The organism is Oceanihabitans sp. 2_MG-2023 (assembly GCF_030547245.1).
GTDB lineage: Bacteria > Bacteroidota > Bacteroidia > Flavobacteriales > Flavobacteriaceae > Oceanihabitans.
This window is the reverse complement of record NZ_JAUOQT010000003.1, coordinates 583,478-604,622: the sequence shown is the minus strand read 5'-3', so window position 1 is coordinate 604,622 and position 21,145 is coordinate 583,478. Positions and strand designations below refer to the sequence as shown.

The window sequence follows — 21,145 nt, the reverse complement described above, 5'->3', positions numbered from 1 at the left end:
TACAAGCTAACATTTTTTAGGTCAATTTCCGTAACATTTTCGGTCAGATTGTAAAGTCAGTTTGCATCATATTTGCCATTTTCACTTCTACTTTATACGCTCTTAAATCTCAATATTTTTTTCGCTTAGAATCCCTATTTCTTTGTTTTTTTAAATAATTTACAACTGGTTATATCCTAACAAATATAACATTTTTTGGTTCTTACGTTCTGGATATCCCAACTTTTCCCTGCTGTTTACGGGTTTCCATAATTTGCTTTACAGCATGGTCTAATGGACTTGCTATTGCAAGTAAATCTTTCTTTGCTACATGAGTATATATCATAGTGGTTTCCGGTTTCGAATGCCCTAATAATGCTTGAATGTATCGTATGTCTGTTCCTTGTTCTAATAAATGTGTAGCATAACTATGTCTAAGTGTGTGTGGTGTTACTCTTTTTTTTATTTGTGCTAACTTACAGTTTTTGTTTAAAAATGCTCGTATGCTTTCAGGACTGTATTTATTCTCATTTTTTTGGCCTTCAGCAAAATATATTTTTGGCTTATAAGTATTTAGATAATTGTGTAGTAATGGTAAAAAACTATCTGCTATTATTACATAACGATCTTTTCTTCCTTTTGCATTTTTTATTGTTAGTTGTCTTCGCTCTATATCAATATGACTTAGTTCTAAATTTATTAATTCGCTAATGCGCAACCCACAAGAATATATTAATGCAATTATAGCACGATGCTTTAGGTTTTTTGTAACACTTATTATTTTAATTACTTCCTCTAAAGATAAAACGGTTGGTAATTTTTTATCTCTTTTAGGTCTAACAAGTAGTAGTTCTTCTATTGAAATATTTGGGTAATAACGTTTAAAAAGCTTTAAAGCACTAATAAATTGACGCTGTTTACTAATAGAATATTGCCTTTTTATATAGATATCTTCAATATAAAGCTCTACATGTCTATTGCTTAAACCATTTATTTCTTCTTTGTGGTAGTACGCTAAAAAATCTGCTGTTAAAAAAGTATAGGTGTTTAAAGTACTTTGACTATATCTTTTTCCTTTTAAATATTTATAAAACCCATTTAATATTTTTTTTTGATCTTTGGTAAGTAAAGTTGAATAGTGATATGTTTTTATAGGTGTACTATTTTTAAGAATAGAATCATCAATTATATACTTATGTAGTACTTTTTTTATAGTTTCTAACGATTCTGATGAACGTTTTACATACCAGCTTTGTAAACTTTTACTCCATTTTCTACCAGCAATTGTTCTTACTAATTGGATAGCAGCTTCATCATATGGAAAACAAATTAAAATTTGCTCCTCTTTATGATGGTATTTAGGCTTTAGTGTAATGATTGTATTTTGCATAGTTTATTTAAAAATCGACCTATAAATATAGAAAATATACCACACAAAAGCAAATGGATTTACTTCCATTTTATATTACAACCAATACTTGGTTTTTGTAGTTTCTCGTTTTCTGTTTTACTTAAAATACAATCTAAAGCATGTCGTAAATCTAATCCTGAAACAGCTACGCCATTTCCAGGTCTTGAATCGTCTAACTGTCCTCGATAAACTAAGTTTAATTCGGAGTTGAAAACATAAAAATCTGGTGTGCATGCAGCGTCGTAGGCTTTAGCAACGTCTTGTGTTTTATCATATAAATACGAAAACGGATAGCCGTTTTTTTTAGCGTGTGTTGTCATTTTTTCTGGAGCATCCTGCGGATAGTTTTCTGCATCATTACTAGAAATTGCAATAAAATGAATACCTTGTGCTTCGTATTTTTTAGCTATTTCTACCAAAGCAGGGTTTACATGAATAACAAAAGGGCAATGGTTGCATATAAACATAATTACTGTTGCTTGTTTTCCTTTTAATTGCTGAAGGGTTAAGTATGCTTTAGAAACAGTATCTAGTAATTTAAAATCTGGTGCTTTTGTTCCTAAAGGAAGCATGTTAGATGGAGTTCTTGCCATTTTTATTGGTTTTTAAAATAAAGGAATAAGATAACAATAAAAGCGGAAAACAATAAGAAAGGATGTTTCAATTTATCTGAAATTATTTTTTTTATTCACAACTATTAGTAGTAAAAAATCAATATATTAAGCCTCTCTAACGAAATAAAATGACACAACCCATAACTTTTGAAGATTTTAGCAAAGTAGATCTACGTGTAGGAACCATTATAGAAGTTCAAGATTTTCCGGAAGCCAGAAATCCAGCATATATTCTTAGCATTGATTTTGGAGATTTAGGAATTAAAAAGTCTTCAGCCCAAATTACTACCTTATACAAAAAAGAAGATTTACTTAACAAGCAAATTGTTGCTGTTGTTAATTTTGAAAAAAAACAGATAGGTAAACTAATGAGCGAATGTTTGGTACTTGGTGCTGTAAAAAATAAAGATGTAATTTTATTAAACCCGGAAAACAAAGTTAAAAACGGAACGACTGTCTCATAAATATGCTAGAATTAGACAATGTAAAAATTAATTTTGATGCTAACGGTCTTTGGGTTTTAAATCTAGCATTAGCAGTCGTTATGTTTGGCGTTGCCCTTGGTGTAACGGTAAACGATTTTAAACAATTATTTAAGCAACCAAAAGTAGTCTTACTCGGTATTGTATCACAATTTGTATTGCTACCTTTTATTACCTATCTTTTTATTTTGCTTATTAAACCTCAAGCAAGTATCGCACTTGGTATGATGATGGTTGCTGCTTGTCCTGGCGGAAATATATCGAACTTCATGACGCATCTTGCAAAAGGAAATACAGCGCTTTCGGTAAGTTTAACAGCATTTGCAACTTTTTTGGCTATGTTTTTAACACCTTTAAATTTTCAGTTTTATGGAAACTTATACCAACCTACAGCACAACTTTTACAAAATGTAGAATTAAATTTTTTAGATCTAGTGAAACTAGTATTACTCATTTTAGGAATTCCGTTATTATTAGGAATGTACTTGCGAAGTAAAATGCCAGAACTAGCGAAAAAACTTTCTAAAATATTAAAACCATTTTCTATTATTGTTTTCGTCGCTATTGTGGTTATTGCGTTTTCAAATAATTTAGATATTTTTAATGCCTACATCGATAAAGTATTATTGTTAGGAATTAGTCACAATATAATTGCACTAGCTTTAGGTTTTTTTCTTGCAAAAGCATTTGGTTTATCCTTCAAGAATCAAAAAACATTAGCAATAGAAACAGGAATTCAAAACTCAGGTTTGGGCTTATTACTTATTTTTACGTTTTTTAACGGATTGGGTGGAATGGCTTTAATTGCAGCCTTTTGGGGGATTTGGCATATTGTTTCTGGTTTATGCTTATCTTTTTATTGGTCTGCAAATTCTAAAAAATAACAGATTTGAAACTACTTTGGTTACATTTTATACGAACTTACATTAGAATCGGACTCTTTTTTTACTACAAGAGTTTTAAAGTGTATAATGTACATAATGTACCAAAAAATAAGCCTGTTCTATTTTTAAGCAACCATCAAAATGCGCTTATTGATCCTTTATTAATTGCAGCAAAGTCTGGAAGATTTTGTTACTTTCTAACCAGAGCTTCCGTATTTAATAAACCTATTATTGATAAGGTTTTGAGGAGTCTGCAAATGCTTCCTGTTTATAGAATTCGAGACGGTTGGAGTAGTATTAGTAATAATAATTCAATATTTTCTACATGTACAAATATTTTAAAACAGAATAAAGCTGTCGTTATTTTTCCAGAAGGAAATCATCATATTAACCGAACCGTTAGACCTTTAAGCAAAGGGTTTACCCGAATTATTTTTGAAACTTTAGAGAAGTACCCTGAAGTCGATTTGCAAATTGTTCCTGTAGGAATTAATTATTTGCAAGCAGATGCTTTTCCAGATAGTACTTCTGTTTTCTTTGGAAAGCCTATTGCTGCAAAAAACTATGTGACTACAGATAAAAACCAAGCCATAAATGCGCTTAAAAACGATGTGCATCAAGCTATTTGTAAATTAACGACACATATTCCTGCAACTAATTACGAGGAAATTATAAAGAGACTAGAAGCTAAAGAAGTTGATTTTTTAAAACCGGAAATAGTAAATAATTGTATTGCTTCTAACTTTGATGCTTGCCCAAAACAGGAAACATCTAAAACAAACTTTTTAAAAACGTTTATAAAGTACCTGCTTTTAGTAAATTTTAGTATTCCTTTCTTTGTTTGGAAAAATTATGCAAGGCCAAAAATTAAGGAAATAGAGTTTGTAGCTACTTTTAGGTTTGCTCTTTATATTACCTTATTTCCGGTCTGGCTTTTAGTACTAGTATTCCTTTTAGCTAGTTTCTTTAGCTGGCAAATAGCAGCTTTATATGTATTGGTAGTTATTGTTTTAGCTTTGTTTTATGTGAAGTATTAATTCGTTGCGAGCTAAGAAGTAATTTCTTTAATTAAGAGGAAAGTCAAGCGCTTCGAATTTTATTTTTTAAAATATAACGCTATTTAGTTAAATAAGGGAACAAAAAAACCGCTACTAGAAGCAACGGTTTTAAAATTTAAAAGTTTTTTAGATATTAAATATCATCAAAATCTACATCTGTAAATCTACTTTCTACAGTTTCTGAAGGCGCATCTGTTTGCGAAGTTGCTGTGCTTTCTGTTACAGTATCTGTATTATATTCTTTTTTAAAGTCTTTTTGGTGACGTTCGCTAATTACTTCATCTCCTTTTTCGGCGATAATATAATCTGTCATTTCTGCTAAAATACTATTGAATTCAGAGAAATCTTCTTTATAAATATAAATTTTATGTTTCTTATAATGAAAAGAACCATCATCATTAGTGAACTTTTTACTTTCTGTTACCGTTAAGTAATAATCTCCTGCTTTAGTAGCTCTAACATCAAAAAAATAAGTGCGTCGTCCTGCTCTTAATACTTTAGAATAAATTTCCTCTTTCTCCATCATTCCGTTGGTTTCCATAGTCTTGTTTTTATATTAAGGTTTAATTAATAGAACTTCAAAAATCAAAAAAAAATACATAACCACCAACTAAATGTTACAAATCTTTTTAAACGTCTAATGTACAGTGTGTTATTGTTGGTGTTAATAATGAGGTTACTACACTTTTTCAGAGAGTTGCTTTAGGTATAAGTCTTTGTAATACCCAGCTTGATCTATTAATTGTTCATGTGATCCTTCTTGTATAATTTTACCATCGTCTAATACAATAATATTGTTTGCATTTTTAGCAGACGATATTCTATGACTAACAATAATCGTGGTTTTTCCTTTAGAGAGCTTGTTTAAGCTTTTTAGTATTTTTTCTTCGGTTTCTGTATCTACAGCAGAAAGGCAATCGTCAAATAATAATATTTGTGGGTCTTTAAGAATTGCTCTAGCTATAGATACACGCTGTTTTTGTCCGCCAGAAAGTGTAATGCCACGTTCCCCTAAAATGGTTTCATACCCCTTTGTAAACCCAGTAATGTTTTTGTGAACTTGTGCATTTTTAGCCGCTTGAATTGCTTCTTCATCTGTTGCGTCTTCTTTACCAAATTTAATATTGTTGTTAATGGTATCGCTAAATAAAAAAGCGTCTTGCGGAACATAACCAATGCTATTTCGTAAATCATTAAGGTTTACTTGGTCTATTGGTTTATTATCAATTAATAACTGGCCGTTTTTTATATCGTAAAGCCTTCCAATAAGATCTAAAATAGTAGATTTCCCAGAACCTGTTTTTCCTATAATGGCTAATGTTTCTCCTGCATTTACGTTAAAACTTACATCTTTTAAAGCTTCAATATTAGTGTCATCATAAGTAAAGGATACGTTTTTAAATGAAATATTTCCTTCGATGATACTGGTTTCATTTACCTTATTCTGTATTTCAGGTTCTATCTTTAAAAAATGATTGATGCGTTTTTGTGAGGCTTCAGCTTGTTGTATAATAGAGGTTACCCAACCAACAGTTGCAACTGGCCAAGTTAGCATATTTACATAAATAATAAATTCGGCAATGGTTCCTAAGCTTTCAATTTCGCCATTTATATATTGTTTTCCACCAATGTAAATAACAATTAAATTACTCAGCCCTATTAATAATATCATTGTTGGAAAAAATAAGGCTTGTACTTTAACTAAATGTAATTGTTTTTCTTTGCTAGAAGTTGAAAGTGTATCAAAATTAGTAAAGGTTTGCGGTTCCATACCGTAGGCTTTAATAATAGAGATTCCGCTAAAAGATTCTTGTGTAAAAGTTGAAAGTTTAGATAAATATTCTTGTACTATAGTACTTCTCTTGTGTATTTCTTTACTAACTTTAAAAACAATTATAGATAAAATAGGTAATGGAATTAATGTGTATAAAGTTAATTTTGGGGATTGACTATACATGGAACCAATAACAATTATAAAAAGTGTAATCGTGTTTATACTATACATAATAGCAGGGCCTACATACATACGTACTTTTCCAACATCTTCACTAATTCGGTTCATTAAATCACCAGTTCTATTTTTTTTGTAAAAATTGAGAGATAGTTTTTGATATTGTTGGTATACTTCATTTTTTAAATCAAACTCAATATAACGCGATACATTAATTAACGTTTGTCGCATAAAAAAGGTAAGAATCCCTGTAATTAATGCTGCACCAATGATATATAAAATGTTTTCTAATAGCTCGGCTTTAACAAATTGAATATCTGACGTTGTACCTATTCTATATGCATCGACTATATTAATAGACTTTCTAATTAACCGAGGAGTGTATAATAAAAAAATCTTTGAGGCTATAGTTATTAAAATACCAAAAATTAAACTAAATTTATATTTTAAAAAGTACTTATTTAGATGCTGTAATTCTTTCATTTACAGAAATTGTGTTTTGTTAGTTTTTGTCAATTTCATAATTTAACAGCGATTTTGTTGTGTTTATATGAATATTGGTTTAATTTTGCACGATGTTTTTTTGAAATTATCAAAACAGCAACCCTAACTTTAAATTAAAATTAAATGGTTTCAGACGTTATTAATGCAAACGATCTTAAAAAAATAGATCCTGTTTTTGGACAATTTTCATTCGATAATCATGAGCAAATTGTTTTTTGCAATGACAAAGATACAGGTTTAAAAGCAATAATTGGAATTCATAATACAGTATTAGGACCTGCACTTGGCGGAACTAGAATGTGGCAATATAATAATGAATGGGAAGCTTTAAACGATGTATTACGTTTATCTCGCGGAATGACTTTTAAATCGGCAATTACAGGTTTAAATCTTGGAGGTGGAAAAGCGGTAATTATTGGAGATGCTAAAACGCAAAAAACACCAGAACTAATGAAAAAGTTTGGTGAATTTGTACATTCTTTAAGCGGAAGATATATTACTGCAGAAGATGTAGGAATGGAAACTGCAGATATGGATTTGGTTCGTGAAGTTACCCCTTATGTAACAGGTATTTCGGAAAGCAAAGGAGGAGCAGGAAACCCATCACCAATAACAGCATATGGTGTGTTTATGGGAATGAAAGCTGCAGCTAAATATAAATTTGGTAACGATATTCTTGAAGACAAAAAAGTAATTGTACAAGGTATTGGTCATGTTGGTGAGTCTCTTGTAGAGCATTTAACCAACGAAGGAGCAAAGGTTATTATATCTGATATTAACCAAGACCGTTTATTAGAAGTAAGTAAAAAATATGGAGCTACAATTTACTCAGGAAATGATATTTATAGTGAAGATGTAGATATTTATGCACCTTGTGCTTTAGGAGCAACCATTAATGATGATACTATTAATAAACTAAAAGCAAAAATAATAGCAGGAGCAGCTAACAATCAATTGGCAGAAGAAGCTAAACATGGTATGATTCTTCAAGAAAAAGGAATTGTATATGCACCCGATTTTTTAATAAATGCTGGAGGAATTATTAATGTTTATGCAGAGTTAGAAGGTTATGATAAAAAAGAAATCATGCGTAAAACCGAAAACATCTATAATACTACACTTGAAATTTTAGAAAATGCAGATACAAATGCTATAACTACCAATCAAGCAGCACTTCATATTGCTAAAAGTAGAATAGAAACAAGAAAATTAGAAAATTCTAAATAATTTTTTTTAAAATACTATAATATCAAGGCGAAAGTAACTACTTTCGCCTTTTTTAAACTAAGTTCTTTTTTATATGCTTAATAGAAGACACATTCGTATTAAAGTTATGCAAATCCTTTACGCTTTTAAAGGAGGCGAAAGTGACAATTTTAATAAAGACCAAAAGTTTTTATTACAAAGTATAGATGGTATGTACCATTTGTATTTACTTTTAATGTCCTTACTAATTGAGGTGCATAAAAAGGCTGAAATCAATATAGAAAAAACCCAAAAAAAGCTTCTTGCTACTAAAGAAGACAAAGATCCAAACAAGAAATTAATTCATAATGAAGTCTTTTTAATGTTAAGAAAAGACACAGCTCTTCTTGATGATATAGAGAAACATAAAATCACTAATTGGCAATTAGATGATGAATATGTAGATATTCTTTTTAGAGAAATTCTTGCAAGCGATTTGTATGCAGAATATATGCAAACAAAAACTTCCACCTTTAAAGAAGATAAAGACTTTGTAGTCGATGTGTTTAAAGAAATAGTAGCACCTAACGAAAAACTTTACGAGTATATTGAAGATAAAAATTTAACTTGGTTAGATGATTTGCCAATAATTAATACAGCCATTTTAAAGATATTAAAAAAGGTGAAACAAAACAGCAACCCAACACATTTTGTTCCTGATTTATATAAAGATGAAGACGATAAAAAGTTTGCAATAGATTTATTAAAAAAAACCATTTTAAATCAAACGACGCTAAACGCAGAAATTGAAGGTAAAACTAAAAATTGGGATGCCGATCGTATTGCTAGCATCGATTATATATTATTGAAAATGGGTATTTGCGAAATGTTAAACTTTTCTTCTATACCAGTAAAAGTTACCATAAATGAATATTTAGAAATAGCTAAAGAGTACTCAACACCTAAAAGTAGTGTATTTATAAACGGTGTGTTAGATAAATTAGTGAAAGAATATCAAGAAGGGAAAAAGTTAAATAAAATAGGTAGAGGATTGCTATAATTGTAAAATTTATTACATTTACATCTCAAAAAATAACTTTGAACAATAAAAAATAGAATTATGAAAAAAGTATTATTAGGTTTAAGCGCATTTTGCTTAATCGCTTTTACTTCATGTAAAGAAGATGCCTCAAAAAAAATTGATGACAAAAATGTTGCAGAAGCAGCAGTAAGAGATGCTAATGCTGGTGATTTTCCAGTTTTAACTTTCGATAAGAGTGAGCATGATTTTGGTGAAATTGAAGCAAAAACTCCTGTAGAAACTGTATTTACTTATAAAAACACAGGAAAAACACCTTTAGTTATTACAAACATTAAAAGTACATGTGGTTGTACAGTACCTCAAGATTGGTCTAAAGAGCCTTTATCTCCAGGAGATTCAGGGAAATTTACAGTGAAGTTTAATGGTTCAGGTAAAAATGCCGTAACTAAAACGATTACTGTAACTGCAAATACAAAAACAGGAAAAGAAACGGTTAAGATTAAAGCTTTTGTGAAGCCAGATCCTAATGCGCCAGTTAAAGCACCTGTAGCAAAAAATGTGCAAAGTATAGCAGCACCTGGATCTAATGCAGCAGCAGTGCCAGTAAAGTCTAGTACGCAACCAGGTCACGAAGGTCATAACCACGATTAATTAGAATGGGAGAAATAGGACAATTTTTACCGTTTATTGCTATGTTTGCTGTAGTGTATTTCTTTATGATTGCACCGCAAATGAAACGAGCAAAGCAAGAAAAAAAGTTTGCTAGCGAACTAAAACGTGGAGATAAAGTAATTACTAAAAGCGGTTTGCATGGTAAAATTGCAGAGCTTAACGAAAAAGATAACAGTTGCGTTATTGAAACTATGGCTGGAAAGTTAAAGTTTGATCGTTCTGCAATTTCTATGGAAATGAGTAAAAACTTAAATGTATCTCCAACCGAATTAAAAAAGTAAGTTTTTAAATAAACTTTAAGTGATATAAAAAGCTTCAAAAGAAAATTTCTTTTTGAAGCTTTTTTATTTTTTATACTTACAACTAACAGTTCTTATACTTGTCATGTAAACCAGCACCTCTAAGAATCATTGGTTTTATTTTTTCTAACCTAGAGCGTTTTGTGGCTTCTCTTTTTGCAGTTTCTATATGCTGACAATACTCACGTTGTTTTGATGGAGTAAGTGTTTTAAAAGCATCATTTAAAGCGGTATTCGCATTTAATTCTTGTTTCAATTCAATAGGAATAACAATATCTTTTTTAGTTGTTTTTACGGGTTTAATTTCTTTGCCTAATCTCTGATTCTCAATAGCTTCTTTTATGTAAGCTAAAACAATATTTTTGTCAATTTCATCAATAGATGTAAATCGCATTTGGCGTAAACCTTTGGTTTTTTCTTGAGCTTTTTCTAATAGATTTTGGTCATCTTTTAAAAATACGCCATTAAAAAACCAAATACAAAAATGCTTTTTAAATGCACCAAGGCTTAAAATGTTTTTTCCGTTTAAACTATACGTAGGAGCAGACCATTTAATATTTTCATCTAAGTTTGTATTGTTAACTAAGTCACGAAGTATAGTTAATGCTTCCTCAAAATGAGCATTGTTTTCTATGTACTCTTCAACTGAATATATTTTTTTCATTTTAAAATGTTTTTGGATACTATTAAAATCGGTAACCAATTCTAGCATGTAGATTTATAGCAAGATCTACTTCATTTATAATATAAAGATTGTCTGGATTAAAATAATGCATATAACCAATATCAAATCTAGCTTCGTAATTATTTTTTTATTTCTGTTTTTTTGTAGATCCATTCTGCAATAAAGCAACCCAAAATAATGGCAATTGAAATTATAACTCCAATGGTATTAGATGTTATTTGCTGATTTATTAAAACTACCGTTGCAGTCATGCATAAAATAAAACCAATAAAAGGAATAATTTTATTTCCACCAGTTTCTTTAGATTGTTTATAGCCGACAATGTTTACTATTCCGAAAATAATTAAAAAGCCAACACTTCCAGCTGTAGATATACTTTCTAAATCTAAAATGTTTACTAAAACTAAAGTTGCAATTGCAGTTATTAACAACCCGATTGGTTGTCCCCATAATTTCGAAAGAAAATGATGTGGAAGTTCGTCATCTTCAGCGATTTCATAATTTACTCTACTTCCTCCTAAAAGAGAAGCATTAATTGCAGAAAAAGTAGATATTAATGCAGCAATAGTAATAATGGAAAAGCCAATTTTGCCTAGCATTGGTTTAGCTGCTTCTGCTAAAACATAATCTTGTGCTGTTGCTATTTTTGAGAATGGGAGGGACCCAACAGTAACCAATGCAATAAGAATGTATAATACAATTACAAAGATTATCGAATAGTAATATGCTTTAGGAATATTTTTCTCTGGATTAATAATATCTGGAGCAGCATTTGCTATTAATTCGAAACCTTCATAAGCAACAAAAATAACCATACCACCAGCAAATAACTTTATAGGTGTTTCCCAATTGCTTACCGCTAACTGTGTTAGATTTTCATTTCCAACTAATCCATAAGCGCCTATAAATATGAAGGCTATTAATATGCAAAGCTTGATAATAACGGCATACGATTCTATTTTACTTACTACAGCAATACTGTAATAATTTATGAAAGTGGCTAGTACAATAATAAGACTTGCATAAATGTGAAAGTTAATAGTTTTGTTTTGGGTTATTTCAAATAAATTAGGGGCATAAGATCCAAATGCCGAAGCATATAGAGAAAGCATAATAATATAACTTACCCATAAAAGATTGCTAATTGCTCCACTAAATATAGATTTTCCGAAACCTTGATTTATAAATTTTACAGTGCCTCCTCTATCTGGATAGGTTTTTGAAAGATGTACATAACTGTAAGAAGTTATTAATGCTAAAACGCCAGCAAACAGAAAAGCTATTGGTGTTCCTCCTTTAGCAAGAGCAACTGCAAGACCTAGTACAGCAAAGATTCCTCCACCAACCATGCCGCCAATACCAATTGACATGGCTTCTTTTAATCCAATTTTTGTATTCATAATACTAATTCATTATAAGAATAATTTAAGTGTTTTTTATAAAAACATACTTGGCAATTTTGTAAATAAAATCTATACTTGGTTAAGTGATTTTATGTTTTATTGTAAGCTCTCTCTTGCTTCTTTTAACATTTGTAGACCTTCGTTTAATTTAGCATTTTTCTCATTTGCTATAGAGTCATTTCTTCTTTTTACTTCTTCTTTATATTTAGCAATTTCTGCTTCTTTTTGTTGTTTTAATATATTCTCACCTTGTTTACGAAGCGCTTCTTGCTGCTGTGCTTTTATTTCTGCTCTTTGATATTTTTTATACATCCTAATACCAGTTAATCCTAGTATTAATAGGATGCCTCCAATTATTGCTCCTTTTTTTTTCATAATATTAATTTATTAAAAATATGTTATATCTATGGTAGTTTGTGTATCTAGATACTTTTTGCCTTCCAGATAGATGAATTTTTTTTCTTGAATTGGGTTATTGTTCTTATCGTAATTAAATTGATATTCTATATCTGAAACTCCATTAGATTCACGCGTTATTAAAGTCTTATTATTAGTATAAACCATTTTATATACTTGATTTTTTTGATTATCGATAATTGCCTCCAGTTTTATAACTCTATTATCACTATCATAGGTAAATATTCCAATATTTTCTTGAGTTTTAAAAGGGGTATCTGGTAATTTATTATTTTTAATTTTCTTTAGGTAATTCGATATATCTTCAACTACAATTTCATATTCTTTATTCGTTTTTTTGAAAGATGTTAATAGGCTGTTGTTATTATATATATAGTCCGTTTTGGAAATAAATAATACCATAACATCAGGAATGTACTCTATTGCTAATTTTGAGTTTACTAATTTGTTTTCATAATCTGCTAGTTTATAGCTTGTCATGAAATAATCGTTAGATATAAGATAATTTTCTTGATTAGTATCTTCGTCTATTTCAACTAATACTTCTTTTTGAAATTCTATTATTTCTGTTATTTTATTGTTTTTATAACTAAAATGAATACTGTCTGTAACACCAATAGTAGTATCTTCATCTAAAGTACTTGATGTTTTAGATATTAATTTTCCTTTTTTAAAGGTATACTTTATATTATTTTGCGTTATTATAGTATCCTTTTGAATAGGAAATTCTTTTTGAGAATTTAAAAAATCAATATTCATTTCATCAAACTCCACATCACTGGCATAACGAATTACTTCCATGTTTTTGTTTAAAGTATATTGGTAATTCTCTACGCTAGTTTCCTTTCTATTTGGATGTATATGCGTTGCTATTTTTTTATGAACTTCCTTTACTTTTCCATTTAAAAATATAGGGTTATCTATTTTTTCTTTTTGAAATATGGAAATAAATTGCACTTCAGGTGCATCTATTACTGGAATATCTATTTTTGTATTTTGACTAAAAATTACAGGAGTAAAACATAGACATAATATGGTAATTAGGTTTTTCATATTTTAAACTAGGTGCTGGATTAATAGTTTTTATTTGTGTTTTACGGTAATAAATTCCCTCTTATTATAATTAAACTGTAAACATTTCTTATCTATCTTAATCATTTAATTATTAACCACTTTATAAGTGGTGTTTATTTGATTTCTATCTTCATAGCGTTGGTTTTTTTCTAAAAACAATAATGTACCATTTTGAATATTACCATTGCCCTTTATAGGCGTGTCAAATTTATTATAGGAATTGTAGGAACGGGAATTACCCGTATTATCATGATACATCATAAATGTAATTGGCCTTTTACCAATATGCCCAGAATATTTAGATTGACTTTTTCCTGTAATAGAAGATAGAAATATAAAAATATAAAAAAGGAATCTAATTACTTGATTAATTTTTGGGGTAGGGCTAGTTATCAAATGGTTATTTCGTTTTTAACTAAAACGAAGTTACCAAAAAAAAGTATAAAGCCAAAACTTGTTTGTTTTGGCTTTAGGGTTAAATTTTAATAAAAAAAGCAGCAGATAATATGCTTTTATCTTATTTTTTTTCGGCAGTTAATTCACAAATCTTACAAATCACTTCGGTAGCTTTTATCATACTTTCTACAGGAACATACTCGTAGCGTCCATGAAAATTATGTCCTCCAGCAAAAATATTTGGGCAAGGTAATCCCATATAGCTTAGTTGCGAACCATCTGTACCACCACGAATAGCTTTAATAAGTGGTTTTATGTTTAATTGTTTCATTGCTTCTTCGGCAATATCTACAATATGCATTACTGGTTCTACCTTTTCTTTCATATTAAAGTACTGGTCTTTAATTTCGATAGTAACTACTTCGCGTTCGTATTGCGAGTTTAACTCATCGGTAAGTTTTTGCATCATTTCTTTTCGCGCTTCAAAATGTTCTTTATCATGGTCGCGAATAATGTATTGTAAAACGGTTTCTTCTACTTCTCCAGAGATGGAATAAAGATGAAAGAATCCTTCGTAACCTTCAGTATGTTCTGGAGTTTCCATTCTTGGTAACGAGTTTAAAAACTCGGTTGCTATATACATAGAGTTTACCATTTTTCCTTTGGCATAACCAGGATGCACTATCTTTCCTTTAACTTTTACAACCGCTCCAGCTGCATTAAAGTTTTCGTACTCTAGTTCTCCAATTTGGCTTCCATCCATAGTGTAAGCCCAATCTGCTCCAAATTTTTCAACATCAAAATGATGCGCGCCACGACCAATTTCTTCGTCTGGAGTAAAACCAACTTTAATGGTGCCATGCTTGATTTCTGGATGTTGAATAAGATATTCCATTGCCGAAATAATTTCGGTAATTCCAGCTTTATCATCTGCACCAAGTAATGTTGTTCCGTCTGTGGTAATTAAGGTTTGTCCTATGTATAGTAGTAAATCTTCAAAATAATCAGGAGAAAGCACAATGTTTTCCGCTTCATTTAAAACAATATCTTTACCATCATAACTATCAATAATTTGTGGTTTAACATCTTTTCCTGTAAAATCTGGAGTTGTATCAAAATGCGAAATAAATCCAATAGTTGGTACATCGTAATCTACATTACTTGGTAAAGTTGCCATAATATATGCTTTGTCATCTATTGTTACGTTTTGCATACCAATAGCTTTCAGCTCATCGACTAACGCATTTGCTAAATCCCATTGTTTAGCTGTACTTGGAGTTGTTGTACTTTCTGGATCCGACTCTGTGTCTACAGTTACATATCCTACAAATCTTTTTATTATATCTTCTTTAGAAATCATGTTTATCAAAATAAAATTTTACGTTTCATGCATTAATTAAATAATACAATAGAGTTTCAAAGTTACGATTATTAAGTTTTTTAGCTTTTGAATTGCGCATTTTTTTATTTAGAATTACTTTTGCACAAACACACATTGATGTACAAATTACTGCTTAGGCCAATATTCTTTCTTTTCGATCCTGAGAAGATTCATTATTTTACATTTTCTTTAATTCGTTTTACCTGTAAAATACCAGGTTTCTCTAGCTTATTTAAAAGTTTATATACTATTGAAGACGCTAAATTAGAACGAAAAATTTTCGGTTTAACCTTTAAAAATCCAGTAGGTTTAGCAGCTGGTTTCGATAAAAATGCTGTGCTATATAACGAACTTGCTAATTTTGGATTTGGGTTTATAGAGATTGGAACTGTTACTCCAAAAGGACAAGCAGGAAATCCGAAAAAAAGATTATTCCGTTTAAAAGACGATCAAGGTATTATTAACCGAATGGGTTTTAATAACGAAGGTCTTGAAACAGCAATTACACAACTTAAAAAGAATAAAGGAAAAGTTATTATTGGTGGAAATATTGGTAAAAACACACAAACCAAACCAGAAGATTATACCAAAGATTATTTAGAATGTTTTAACGGTTTACATCCTTATGTAGACTACTTTGTACTCAATGTGAGCTGCCCAAATGTTGGTAGTCATGCAAAATTAAATGATAAAGAGTACTTGTTAGAGTTAATAGAAACGGTGCAAAAAGCGAATACTACGTTCGAAAAACAAAAGCCTATTCTTCTTAAAATAGCTCCAGATTTAAACGAAGGACAACTAGACGAGATTATAGAGCTTATTGCTGAAACTAATTTAGATGGCGTTATTGCGAGTAATACTTCTACAGATAGAAGTGGCTTGAAAGCTAGTGAAGCACGTTTAAAAGAAATTGGAAACGGAGGTTTAAGCGGAATACCTGTTAGAGAAAAATCGACGCAAGTCATAAAATACTTAGCAGATAAAAGTAATAAAGCTTTTCCTATAATTGGAGTAGGTGGAATTCATACAGCAAATGATGCGCTGGAAAAAATAGAAGCAGGAGCAGACTTAGTACAAGTGTATACTGGATTTATTTATGAAGGTCCTAAACTTATTAAAAGTATCCATAAAGCTTTACTGAAGAATTAGTTTCTGAGTTTTAGAATTACCAATAGCATCTTTAAGCTTTACCAAATACATACCCTTATTTAAATAGCTTAGGTTTAATTCTATTTTAGAGTTGTTTTTAATAATTATCGTTTTAACTAATTTTCCTAATACATTATAAATTTCAATAGCTTCTAATGCCGAAGCATTACTAATAGTAAAATCCCCTTTTGTTGGATTTGGGAATATTGTAACTTTTTCCATAGGATTTACTTCTGCAACACTTAACAAATCAGTAAGTGTAATGGTTAAAGAACCTATAGAATTACCATTAAAAGGAGCAATTGGATTTGCACTATTAAAAATGGAAACAGGTAAATTACTATCTGCATTAACAGAAGTATAATCGCCTCCAGTATCTGTTCCAGCATCATATATATATAATTCAGGAATAGTTATAATGGTTTTCCAATTGCCAGAGATATCCATTAACTCTAAATCATCGATAACCATCATCCAATCTGGACTAGGCGCTATCATAGTAAATAAGGACAGTATAGGGAAATCTTCCGTAAATTCTAAACCACTTATTGTTATATTTCCTGTTGCTGTGCTTAAGGAGGTTCCATAAATATACTGTTCTGCATTTCCTGCGTTAATAGCATTTTGTACATCTATATCTTCAAATATATCATTGTTTCCGTTTTCTGCAATTAGTTCGACTCCTTGACTAGCCATAGTACCGACTTCAATAAAAGAAACATTGTTGTTGTGATTTACACCAACTAATCTAGACCAATGCGCATTTGGCGGTATTGAAGTATGTTCAGCTGCATTCCAAGTACTAGTAAAAACAATATTATAGGTTGCAATAGATTGTGCATATAAATGATTACAAAGAAAAAATACTATTAAAGGAAGTAAAAGCGTAATTTTTTTCATAATCAAGTTTATTATTAGGTCGGGATTTATTTAAAAAACTTACTTTTAACTAAAATTTTAAGGCTTGAATTACGATTTACTTTCCTCTTTTGTTTTAGCAACTTCTGTTCTTGCTTTTTCTCCAGGACCAGATAATATTTATGTTTTAATGCAAAGCATAACTAACGGTAAACAATATGGTTTAGCAACGGTTGCGGGTTTAATTTCTGGTTGTATTGTGCACACCACTTTAGTTGCTTTTGGTGTATCAGCTATCCTAAAAGAAAATGATAGTTTGTATTTTGCAATAAAACTTTTTGGAGCTTTATATTTATTTTACTTGGCATATAAAGTATTTAAAGGAGATGCCAAAATTATTATGAATAATGATAATGTACCAAAAAAAGGTTTATTACAATTGTATAAACAGGGTTTTATCATGAATGTATTAAATCCCAAAGTATCGATTTTCTTTCTGGCTTTTTTTCCTGGATTCTTATTTAGCGATAGCATGAGTACTGTAATACAATTTTATGTTTTAGGCTTTCTATTTATGGCAGTTTCTCTGGTTATTTTTTCTGCTATTGCCATTTTAGCAGGAGGTATATCTAATTATATAAAGCAAAGTAAAAATGTTGGAGTAGTATTAAAATGGTTGCAAATAGTTGTATTTGTAGGGATTGCAATTTTTGTGTTATTATCGGAAAAATAATCTTAATTTTACACACATGTCTAAACAGGTAAAAGTTATTGAATGTCCTCGTGACGCGATGCAAGGTATCAAGCAATTTATACCAACAGCGCAGAAAGTGCAATATATTCAGTCGCTTTTAAGAGTTGGTTTTGATACTATTGACTTCGGAAGCTTTGTTTCTCCAAAGGCGATTCCGCAAATGGTAGATACAGCAGAAGTTTTAGCACAATTAGATTTAAGTAAAACGAGTAGTAAATTATTAGCCATTGTAGCTAATTTTCGTGGCGCGGAAGCAGCTTGTAAACATCCAGAAATAGATTACTTAGGTTATCCTTTTTCTATTTCCGAAAACTTTCAAATGCGTAATACACATAAAACCATTGCACAATCGGTTTTAATTTTACAAGATATTTTGGCTATAGCACATAAACACAACAAGCAAGTTGTAGTGTATATTTCTATGGGGTTTGGTAATCCGTATGGAGACCCTTGGAATGTTGATATAGTAGGCGAGTGGACCGAACGTTTAAGCAAAATGGGAGTGAAAATACTTTCGTTAAGCGATACGGTAGGTACTTCTAATCCTGAAAATATAAATTATTTGTTTTCTAATTTAATTCCGCAATATCCACAAATAGAATTTGGAGCACATTTGCACACAACACCAAATTCATGGCACGAAAAAGTAGATGCAGCTTATAAAGCAGGTTGCAGGCGATTTGATGGAGCAATACAAGGTTTTGGAGGATGTCCAATGGCAAAAGATGAGCTTACTGGTAATATGCCAACCGAAAAAGTGCTTTCCTATTTAACCACTAAAAAAGCACATGACTTGAATGCTATGTCTTTTGAAAGTGCATATAATGAAGCGACAAAAATCTTTACCAAATACCACTAATTTAACGATTTTATGGGGATTTGCTTTTGGTGCTTCGTGCTAAATGCAATACTTTTATACAGATAAACCAATATACACTTTTTAAAATTAGACCTATGAATACTATTATTGAAAAACTACTAAATGACCAAGTAAAATATGAAGCTCAAGCTTCTATGCAATATTTAGCAATGGCTTCTTGGGCAGATGCGAATGGATTTAATGGTATAGCAGATTTTTTTTATAGTCAGTCAGAAGAAGAACGAGTACACATGCTTAAGCTTGTAAAATTTATTAATGAAAGAAGCGGAAATGTAGCCATTCCAGCATTAGAAAAACCGAAAGAATCGTATAGCGGAATTATAGAACTTTTTGAAAAATTTCTAGAAAGTGAAATTTTTGTAACCGAAAAAATTAATCATGTGATTTTTGAAAGTTTGCAGAATAAAGAATATAGCATACATAATTTTATGCAATGGTATGTTAGCGAACAATTAGAAGAAGAAGCATTGGCAAGAACATTATTAGATAAGCTAAACATTATAGGTAATGATAAATCTGGACATTATCTTTTTGATCGAGATGTAAATGCCATAGCTGCCGCAAATACTAATGAGTAGATAAAAACTAGATAATTAAATGTTAAAAGATTCCTTTATTGGAATCTTTTTTTTGTAGTTTTGCCTTTATTTAGAATAAATTAAAATAATGAACACCGAAATAACTGCAGAAGTTACACCTATAATTATTACCTCTTGTATTATATATTGCGATATAAATAAGAAAACAAAGTGTTGTGAAAAATATAAGAAAAATGGGAAAATGAATTGTAAACGCTGTCCTAGATTATAATACTTTTATTTGTTTGAAACCCTATGCTTATTTACCTTTGCAACCGAAAAAGAAAAAAATATGTTTAAAAAATCACTAATTATCATCGTAATAATTTTAGCAGTTATTTCTTGTAGCTCTTCAGATGATAGTAATAACAACAATAGTAATGATGATGGTTTTAACCGTACAGAATTACTTGCCAATGTAGCAGATAATATAATTTTACCTGCATTTCAAGATCTTGAAAGTAAACTAACTTCTTTAAACTTAGCTAAAGAAACTTTTATTAATGATAAAACAAGCACTAATTTAGATGCATTAAGTACTGCATGGTTAGAAGCATATAAAGTTTGGCAACATGTACAAATGTTTAATATTGGTGAAGCTGAAAATGTAGGAGGTAGTGAAGAAAGAGGCTTTGTAAGTTTCTTTAATATCTATCCTGTAACCGTTGCAACTCTTGAAAATGGAGCAGCTAATGGAACCTACGATTTTAATAACGAAGACTATTTTGCAGTTCAGGGTTTTCCTGCACTAGATTTCTTAATTCATGGTATTGCAACTGGGGATACATTGCCAATAGATAAATTTACTAGCAATAGTAGTTTTGATGGATATACAGCATATTTGACAGACGTAGTATCTCAAATGATTACAAAAAATACAACCATTGTTAATAGTTGGGAGTCTACCTATAGAAATACATTTATAGCAAATACAGATAGTGGTCTAAATGGGTCTTTTAATAAACTAGCTAATGATTTTATTTTCTTTTATGAAAAAGGATTTAGAGCAGAGAAATTTGGTATTCCTGCAGGTGTTTTTTCTAGTGGAGCAACACTTCCGGAGAAAGTAGAAGCGTATTATAAAAGGGATGTTTCTAGAATACTCGCTTTAGAAGCTTTAACAGCTATTGAAGATGTATTTAATGGTGCAGGTTATACAAATAATATAGATGGAACTTCTATAGATACTTATTTACAATTTTTAGATAGAGCAGATTTAGTTACAGATATTAATAACCAATTTGCAGCAATTAGAAATGCTATTAATGGTTTAGACGCTAGCTTTTCACAACAAGTTATAGATAACAATACGCAAATGAATGCAGCGTATGATATCCTACAAGCAGCAGTCCCAAAATTAAAAGTAGATATGGTGCAAACGCTAAATGTTTCTATTGATTTTACAGATAGTGATGGAGATTAAATTTTCCTGTAAAAATAAAACAAAAGAGGGGTTGTCTTAGGGCAACCTCTTTTTGTGTATAATATG

The 21,145-nt window shown here is 30.2% G+C and carries 23 protein-coding genes; 12 read left to right on the top strand and 11 right to left on the bottom strand.

The genetic code is table 11. The features are described from left to right. Positions 1 to 202: 202 nt before the first annotated feature. Positions 203 to 1,369, bottom strand: a complete 1,167-nt coding sequence (locus Q4512_RS09415; RefSeq protein WP_303424028.1) for a tyrosine-type recombinase/integrase — start codon at positions 1,367 to 1,369, stop codon at positions 203 to 205. 59 nt (positions 1,370 to 1,428) lie between these two features. Beyond that, the gene (locus Q4512_RS09410; protein ID WP_303424027.1) at positions 1,429 to 1,983 is read right to left on the bottom strand and encodes a thioredoxin family protein; all 555 of its coding nucleotides are present in this window, start codon (positions 1,981 to 1,983) and stop codon (positions 1,429 to 1,431) included. 149 nt (positions 1,984 to 2,132) lie between these two features. Between Q4512_RS09410 and Q4512_RS09405 the strand changes: the two genes are divergently transcribed. The 3 genes from Q4512_RS09405 to Q4512_RS09395 are packed head-to-tail and all read left to right on the top strand — an operon-like array spanning position 2,133 to position 4,407. Next, positions 2,133 to 2,468 carry a tRNA-binding protein gene (locus Q4512_RS09405; RefSeq protein ID WP_303424026.1) on the top strand — a complete coding sequence of 112 codons (336 nt, stop codon included), beginning with the start codon at positions 2,133 to 2,135 and terminating at the stop codon, positions 2,466 to 2,468. Between the two features lie 2 nt (positions 2,469 to 2,470). Continuing rightward, positions 2,471 to 3,370, top strand: coding sequence for a bile acid:sodium symporter family protein (locus Q4512_RS09400; protein ID WP_303424025.1), 900 nt, complete (start codon positions 2,471 to 2,473; stop codon positions 3,368 to 3,370). Between the two features lie 5 nt (positions 3,371 to 3,375). Continuing rightward, positions 3,376 to 4,407, top strand: a complete 1,032-nt coding sequence (locus Q4512_RS09395) for a lysophospholipid acyltransferase family protein (protein WP_303424024.1) — start codon at positions 3,376 to 3,378, stop codon at positions 4,405 to 4,407. A gap of 154 nt (positions 4,408 to 4,561) precedes the next feature. On the opposite strand, the gene Q4512_RS09390 is transcribed toward Q4512_RS09395, so the two are convergent. After that, positions 4,562 to 4,969: a PUR family DNA/RNA-binding protein gene (locus tag Q4512_RS09390; RefSeq protein ID WP_303424023.1), complete on the bottom strand. Its 408-nt coding sequence runs from the start codon at positions 4,967 to 4,969 to the stop codon at positions 4,562 to 4,564. 138 nt (positions 4,970 to 5,107) lie between these two features. Further along, positions 5,108 to 6,862, bottom strand: a complete 1,755-nt coding sequence (locus tag Q4512_RS09385; RefSeq protein WP_303424022.1) for an ABC transporter ATP-binding protein — start codon at positions 6,860 to 6,862, stop codon at positions 5,108 to 5,110. A 144-nt stretch (positions 6,863 to 7,006) separates the two neighbouring features. Here Q4512_RS09385 and Q4512_RS09380 point away from each other — a divergent pair, with 144 nt between their 5' ends. The 4 genes from Q4512_RS09380 to yajC all read left to right on the top strand — a co-directional run bounded on the left by Q4512_RS09380 (position 7,007) and on the right by yajC (position 10,063). Further along, positions 7,007 to 8,110, top strand: coding sequence for a Glu/Leu/Phe/Val dehydrogenase (locus tag Q4512_RS09380; protein ID WP_303424021.1), 1,104 nt, complete (start codon positions 7,007 to 7,009; stop codon positions 8,108 to 8,110). A 106-nt stretch (positions 8,111 to 8,216) separates the two neighbouring features. Then, complete coding sequence (gene nusB, locus Q4512_RS09375) at positions 8,217 to 9,128, top strand: transcription antitermination factor NusB (protein ID WP_303424020.1); 912 nt, start codon at positions 8,217 to 8,219, stop codon at positions 9,126 to 9,128. Positions 9,129 to 9,188: 60 nt separating this feature from the next. Then, the gene (locus tag Q4512_RS09370) at positions 9,189 to 9,761 is read left to right on the top strand and encodes a DUF1573 domain-containing protein (RefSeq protein WP_303424019.1); all 573 of its coding nucleotides are present in this window, start codon (positions 9,189 to 9,191) and stop codon (positions 9,759 to 9,761) included. A gap of 5 nt (positions 9,762 to 9,766) precedes the next feature. Continuing rightward, positions 9,767 to 10,063: a preprotein translocase subunit YajC gene (gene yajC, locus Q4512_RS09365; RefSeq protein WP_303424018.1), complete on the top strand. Its 297-nt coding sequence runs from the start codon at positions 9,767 to 9,769 to the stop codon at positions 10,061 to 10,063. Positions 10,064 to 10,145: 82 nt separating this feature from the next. Here yajC and Q4512_RS09360 read toward each other — a convergent pair whose 3' ends face one another. From Q4512_RS09360 to pepT, 6 genes are all read right to left on the bottom strand, one after another. Next, positions 10,146 to 10,745, bottom strand: coding sequence for a YdeI family protein (locus Q4512_RS09360; protein ID WP_303424017.1), 600 nt, complete (start codon positions 10,743 to 10,745; stop codon positions 10,146 to 10,148). A gap of 140 nt (positions 10,746 to 10,885) precedes the next feature. Next, positions 10,886 to 12,166, bottom strand: a complete 1,281-nt coding sequence (locus tag Q4512_RS09355) for an APC family permease (RefSeq protein WP_303424016.1) — start codon at positions 12,164 to 12,166, stop codon at positions 10,886 to 10,888. A 99-nt stretch (positions 12,167 to 12,265) separates the two neighbouring features. Continuing rightward, positions 12,266 to 12,544, bottom strand: a complete 279-nt coding sequence (locus tag Q4512_RS09350; protein ID WP_303424015.1) for a hypothetical protein — start codon at positions 12,542 to 12,544, stop codon at positions 12,266 to 12,268. 12 nt (positions 12,545 to 12,556) lie between these two features. Continuing rightward, entirely contained in the window at positions 12,557 to 13,639 is a 1,083-nt protein-coding gene (locus Q4512_RS09345) for a hypothetical protein (RefSeq protein ID WP_303424014.1), read from the bottom strand. Positions 13,640 to 13,744: 105 nt separating this feature from the next. Next, a complete protein-coding gene (locus tag Q4512_RS09340) occupies positions 13,745 to 14,056 on the bottom strand; it encodes a hypothetical protein (protein ID WP_303424013.1) in 312 nt (103 codons plus the stop codon). A 121-nt stretch (positions 14,057 to 14,177) separates the two neighbouring features. Beyond that, positions 14,178 to 15,416, bottom strand: a complete 1,239-nt coding sequence (pepT, locus tag Q4512_RS09335) for a peptidase T (protein ID WP_303424012.1) — start codon at positions 15,414 to 15,416, stop codon at positions 14,178 to 14,180. Positions 15,417 to 15,554: 138 nt separating this feature from the next. Here pepT and Q4512_RS09330 point away from each other — a divergent pair, with 138 nt between their 5' ends. Further along, positions 15,555 to 16,586 carry a quinone-dependent dihydroorotate dehydrogenase gene (locus Q4512_RS09330; RefSeq protein ID WP_303424011.1) on the top strand — a complete coding sequence of 344 codons (1,032 nt, stop codon included), beginning with the start codon at positions 15,555 to 15,557 and terminating at the stop codon, positions 16,584 to 16,586. On the opposite strand, the gene Q4512_RS09325 is transcribed toward Q4512_RS09330, so the two are convergent. Next, positions 16,572 to 17,486, bottom strand: a complete 915-nt coding sequence (locus tag Q4512_RS09325; protein ID WP_303424010.1) for a spondin domain-containing protein — start codon at positions 17,484 to 17,486, stop codon at positions 16,572 to 16,574. The genes Q4512_RS09330 and Q4512_RS09325 overlap by 15 nt on opposite strands. Before the next feature lie 64 nt (positions 17,487 to 17,550). Between Q4512_RS09325 and Q4512_RS09320 the strand changes: the two genes are divergently transcribed. The 4 genes from Q4512_RS09320 to Q4512_RS09305 all read left to right on the top strand — a co-directional run bounded on the left by Q4512_RS09320 (position 17,551) and on the right by Q4512_RS09305 (position 21,079). Then, positions 17,551 to 18,177, top strand: a complete 627-nt coding sequence (locus Q4512_RS09320; protein WP_303424009.1) for a LysE family translocator — start codon at positions 17,551 to 17,553, stop codon at positions 18,175 to 18,177. 16 nt (positions 18,178 to 18,193) lie between these two features. Then, positions 18,194 to 19,057: a hydroxymethylglutaryl-CoA lyase gene (locus Q4512_RS09315; protein WP_303424008.1), complete on the top strand. Its 864-nt coding sequence runs from the start codon at positions 18,194 to 18,196 to the stop codon at positions 19,055 to 19,057. A gap of 95 nt (positions 19,058 to 19,152) precedes the next feature. After that, complete coding sequence (locus Q4512_RS09310) at positions 19,153 to 19,656, top strand: ferritin (protein ID WP_303424007.1); 504 nt, start codon at positions 19,153 to 19,155, stop codon at positions 19,654 to 19,656. A 292-nt stretch (positions 19,657 to 19,948) separates the two neighbouring features. After that, positions 19,949 to 21,079, top strand: a complete 1,131-nt coding sequence (locus tag Q4512_RS09305) for an imelysin family protein (RefSeq protein ID WP_303424006.1) — start codon at positions 19,949 to 19,951, stop codon at positions 21,077 to 21,079. Positions 21,080 to 21,145: the final 66 nt, after the last annotated feature.

Excerpts from the sequence above, each read along its gene's own strand:
- Q4512_RS09370 (WP_303424019.1), top strand. The coding sequence starts at position 9,189 with ATGAAAAAAGTATTATTAGGTTTAAGCGCATTTTGCTTAATCGCTTTT.
- Q4512_RS09330 (WP_303424011.1), top strand. The coding sequence starts at position 15,555 with ATGTACAAATTACTGCTTAGGCCAATATTCTTTCTTTTCGATCCTGAG.
- yajC (WP_303424018.1), top strand. The coding sequence starts at position 9,767 with ATGGGAGAAATAGGACAATTTTTACCGTTTATTGCTATGTTTGCTGTA.
- Q4512_RS09355 (WP_303424016.1), bottom strand. The coding sequence starts at position 12,166 with ATGAATACAAAAATTGGATTAAAAGAAGCCATGTCAATTGGTATTGGC.
- Q4512_RS09390 (WP_303424023.1), bottom strand. The coding sequence starts at position 4,969 with ATGGAAACCAACGGAATGATGGAGAAAGAGGAAATTTATTCTAAAGTA.
- Q4512_RS09415 (WP_303424028.1), bottom strand. The coding sequence starts at position 1,369 with ATGCAAAATACAATCATTACACTAAAGCCTAAATACCATCATAAAGAG.
- Q4512_RS09385 (WP_303424022.1), bottom strand. The coding sequence starts at position 6,862 with ATGAAAGAATTACAGCATCTAAATAAGTACTTTTTAAAATATAAATTT.
- Q4512_RS09405 (WP_303424026.1), top strand. The coding sequence starts at position 2,133 with ATGACACAACCCATAACTTTTGAAGATTTTAGCAAAGTAGATCTACGT.
- pepT (WP_303424012.1), bottom strand. The coding sequence starts at position 15,416 with ATGATTTCTAAAGAAGATATAATAAAAAGATTTGTAGGATATGTAACT.
- Q4512_RS09400 (WP_303424025.1), top strand. The coding sequence starts at position 2,471 with ATGCTAGAATTAGACAATGTAAAAATTAATTTTGATGCTAACGGTCTT.
- nusB (WP_303424020.1), top strand. The coding sequence starts at position 8,217 with ATGCAAATCCTTTACGCTTTTAAAGGAGGCGAAAGTGACAATTTTAAT.
- Q4512_RS09305 (WP_303424006.1), top strand. The coding sequence starts at position 19,949 with ATGTTTAAAAAATCACTAATTATCATCGTAATAATTTTAGCAGTTATT.
- Q4512_RS09360 (WP_303424017.1), bottom strand. The coding sequence starts at position 10,745 with ATGAAAAAAATATATTCAGTTGAAGAGTACATAGAAAACAATGCTCAT.
- Q4512_RS09380 (WP_303424021.1), top strand. The coding sequence starts at position 7,007 with ATGGTTTCAGACGTTATTAATGCAAACGATCTTAAAAAAATAGATCCT.
- Q4512_RS09325 (WP_303424010.1), bottom strand. The coding sequence starts at position 17,486 with ATGAAAAAAATTACGCTTTTACTTCCTTTAATAGTATTTTTTCTTTGT.
- Q4512_RS09410 (WP_303424027.1), bottom strand. The coding sequence starts at position 1,983 with ATGGCAAGAACTCCATCTAACATGCTTCCTTTAGGAACAAAAGCACCA.
- Q4512_RS09315 (WP_303424008.1), top strand. The coding sequence starts at position 18,194 with ATGTCTAAACAGGTAAAAGTTATTGAATGTCCTCGTGACGCGATGCAA.
- Q4512_RS09350 (WP_303424015.1), bottom strand. The coding sequence starts at position 12,544 with ATGAAAAAAAAAGGAGCAATAATTGGAGGCATCCTATTAATACTAGGA.
- Q4512_RS09345 (WP_303424014.1), bottom strand. The coding sequence starts at position 13,639 with ATGAAAAACCTAATTACCATATTATGTCTATGTTTTACTCCTGTAATT.
- Q4512_RS09310 (WP_303424007.1), top strand. The coding sequence starts at position 19,153 with ATGAATACTATTATTGAAAAACTACTAAATGACCAAGTAAAATATGAA.